4 protein-coding genes are annotated in these 2,778 nt (G+C 70.1%); 2 read left to right on the forward strand and 2 right to left on the reverse strand.

From position 1 onward, the window contains the following. Nucleotides 1–448: bestrophin-like domain (locus C667_RS21920; RefSeq protein ID WP_004385139.1), on the forward strand; the 448-nt coding region annotated here is incomplete at its 5' end. Nucleotides 449–481: 33 nt separating this feature from the next. On the opposite strand, the gene C667_RS21925 is transcribed toward C667_RS21920, so the two are convergent. After that, nucleotides 482–826 (reverse strand): cupin domain-containing protein, encoded by a 345-nt coding sequence (locus tag C667_RS21925; protein WP_004385140.1) that lies wholly within the window; start codon nt 824–826, stop codon nt 482–484. A 7-nt stretch (nt 827–833) separates the two neighbouring features. Next, entirely contained in the window at nt 834–1,325 is a 492-nt protein-coding gene (locus tag C667_RS21930; protein ID WP_004385141.1) for a thioesterase family protein, read from the reverse strand. Between the two features lie 575 nt (nt 1,326–1,900). On the opposite strand from C667_RS21930, the gene aotJ reads away from it, so the two are divergent. After that, a complete protein-coding gene (aotJ, locus tag C667_RS21935) occupies nt 1,901–2,692 on the forward strand; it encodes an L-arginine-binding protein AotJ (RefSeq protein ID WP_004385142.1) in 792 nt (263 codons plus the stop codon). The last annotated feature ends 86 nt before the right edge of the window (nt 2,693–2,778 follow it).

Genomic DNA, 2,778 nt, shown 5'->3' on the forward strand with positions numbered 1-2,778 from the left:
GGCCGGCTACGCCCGCGCCAGCGCCGCCGAATGGACCGAGCTCGCACGCCGCCGCGAGGCGCCGGAGGTGCTCGCCCGCGCCGATGCGCTGCTGGCGCTGCTCGCCGCCCCGGCGGTCGCCGACGCCGCCGGCACCAACGTGCAGGCCCTGCTGCTGCGCAAGGCCAGCGACATCCGCGCCGATCACGACCTGCGCGTGGCGCTCAGCCAGACCCACGTCAACCCGCTGAAGTGGCTGGGCATGGCCTTCCTGGGCTTCCTGACCCTGGTGTCGGTGGCCATGGCCCACCTCGAACGGCCGCGCGCAGCCTTCGCGGCGGTGCTGCTGTTCGCCCTCGCCGCGGCCCCCACCGCAGCCATCGTGCTGATCCAGGGCAATCCCTTCCAGCAGCCGAGCTCGGTCACCGCGGCGCCGATCGCGGCGGTCGCGAAGGCACTCGAGCGCTGAGCGGCGGCGTCTCCGGGGGTGCGCGGAGCGGCGTCAGGCCGCCGGCGCGCAGTGCACCGCCAGCCACAGCGCGTCCGTCGAGGTTGCCTCGACGCGGTGGCGGCGATGCGCCGGGATGGTGATCCAGTCGCCCGCCCTCAATTCCACCTCGTCGCCGCCCTCGAAGCGCAGCGCCGCGGCGCCCGCCAGCAGCAGCACCCACTCGTCGCCGTCCTGGTCGTACCAGTCGCCGGGCGCGCTGGCGTGGCCGTGCGAGACGATGCGCTCGACCCGGCAGGCCGGATCGGCGAACAGCGTCTGGAAGACCTCTGCGCCCGCGGGCGGGGGCAGCGCGGAGAAGAGATTGCCGCGTCCGGCGGCCTGCAACTCGACGCTCATCCCGCGCTCACGAGACGATGTACGCCGCCGAGCCGGTGGCGAGCAGCTTGTCGTAGGCGTCGAGGAAGCTCATCCGCGTCGATGCCACGCGCGAGCCCAGGCGCAGGACCTCGGCCTCCATGCGGAAGGACTCGCCGATACCGGGGCGCAGGTAGTCGATGCGCAGGTCGATGGTGCCGAGCTTGGAGAAGCGGTGCAGGCGCTGGAAGGGCGGCTCGTCGAGGTGGCGGGCACCGATCGCGGCCATCACCGCGAGGCCGCCCATGGCATCGAGGCAGGCCGCGATCACGCCGCCGTGGATGCGGTTATGAACGAAATGGCCGACGAGCTCGGGTCGCATCGCGATGCGCCCGTGCACGCGCTCGCCGCCGATGTCGTCGATCTGCAGGCCGAGCAGCGCGTTGAAGGCGATCTTCTCCTCGAAGATCTCGCGGACGCCGGTGATGAACTCCGGCTCGAACTGCACCGGCAGATCCGGCGGACTGGCGTGTTTCGACATCGATGCGTGCTCCCTTGCGAGAAATGGCGGAGCCCCGCGCCGTGACGGACGCGCTTCGGGGCTGGGCGGAAAATCATTCAGGCGTCGGCGCGTCTCGGGGGTCCCCTCCACGCCCGCGTCCGGGCCGACGCACATGGTAACCATCTCGCGGCGCAAATTGTTGCAGTGCAGTGCGTCGGATTCGGTGGCGGCGAGGAACGCGGCGCCACCGCTCCGGCCGCTCGGCCCGGCGCCGCCGCGTCGGGGTGTCGCCCCAAGCCTCTCCGCACGGGTGACTGCCTTGCGGGTTTGCGACATTTGCTGTCATTTTTGCGCGCCCGCAAGGCTGGCCCCGGCTTGCGCCCCGCCTCCTCGGCGGATGGATTCCCGCGCCAATGCTGGGCTCTCCCTGCACTCCAGCCGGATCCACAGGCCGGACAGTGCAGTGCAATATGAATCCGCGAAAGCGCTTGAGGGGGCGGCCTCCCTTTGCCACCATGCGTCCCTCTTCCGGCCGGCAGAGGCCCTGCGCCGCTCCGGAGGCCACAGGCCAGATCACGAACAGAAGCCGACCCACACGAACGAGGAGAACCCGAATGAAAAAGACCGCCCTGCTGTGCGCCCTGCTCGCCCTCACCGCCAGCACGAGTTACGCCAAGGACTGGAACGAGATCCGGCTGGCTTCCGAAGGCGCTTTCCCCCCCTTCAACATCATCGCGGCCGACGGCTCGCTGCAGGGCTTCGACATCGACATCGGCAATGCGCTGTGCGAGGAGATGAAGGCGAAGTGCACCTGGGTCAAGCAGGACTGGGACGGCATGATCCCGGCCCTGGTCTCGCGCAAGTTCGATGCCATCCTCGCCTCCATGTCGATCACCGAGGAGCGCAAGGCCAAGGTGGACTTCACGCAGAAGTACTACGCTTCGCCACTGGCGCTGATCGCGAAGAAGGGCTCGCCCCTGCAGCCCGACCTCCAGTCGCTCACCGGCAAGAAGGTCGGCGTGCAGCGGGGCACGGTGGCGGACAACTACGCCACCCGCTACTGGGACGGCAAGGGTCCGGAGATCGTGCGCTACGCGAAGCAGGACGAGGCCTACCTCGACCTCAGGTCCGGCCGCATGGACGCGGCCTTCTCGGACTACCTCGAGGCCTGGGGCGGGTTTCTGACCAAGCCGGAGGGCGAGGGCTACGATGTGGCGGGAGAGCGCCTGTTCGGCAAGAACGCCGAGGAGAAGGGGGTGATCGGCGAAGGCATCGGCATCGCGGTGCGCAAGCGCGACAAGGAGCTCACCGAGAAGCTCGACCGGGCGATCGCCGCCATCCGCGCCAACGGCAAATACGACGCGATCCAGAAGAAGTACTTCCCGATGGACATCTACGGCAACTGAGCCATCGGGGCTGCCGGCGCGTGCGCGCCCGGCCCCCTCGACTCGCGCACGCGCACGCCCCCGCCCGCGGGCGGGCGGCACGCGCA

Origin of the sequence: Thauera phenylacetica B4P (assembly GCF_000310225.1) — a bacterium.
Classification (GTDB): domain Bacteria; phylum Pseudomonadota; class Gammaproteobacteria; order Burkholderiales; family Rhodocyclaceae; genus Thauera; species Thauera phenylacetica.

Coding starts and splice junctions, on each gene's coding strand:
- aotJ (WP_004385142.1), top strand. CDS start 1,901: ATGAAAAAGACCGCCCTGCTGTGCGCCCTGCTCGCCCTCACCGCCAGC.
- C667_RS21930 (WP_004385141.1), bottom strand. CDS start 1,325: ATGTCGAAACACGCCAGTCCGCCGGATCTGCCGGTGCAGTTCGAGCCG.
- C667_RS21925 (WP_004385140.1), bottom strand. CDS start 826: ATGAGCGTCGAGTTGCAGGCCGCCGGACGCGGCAATCTCTTCTCCGCG.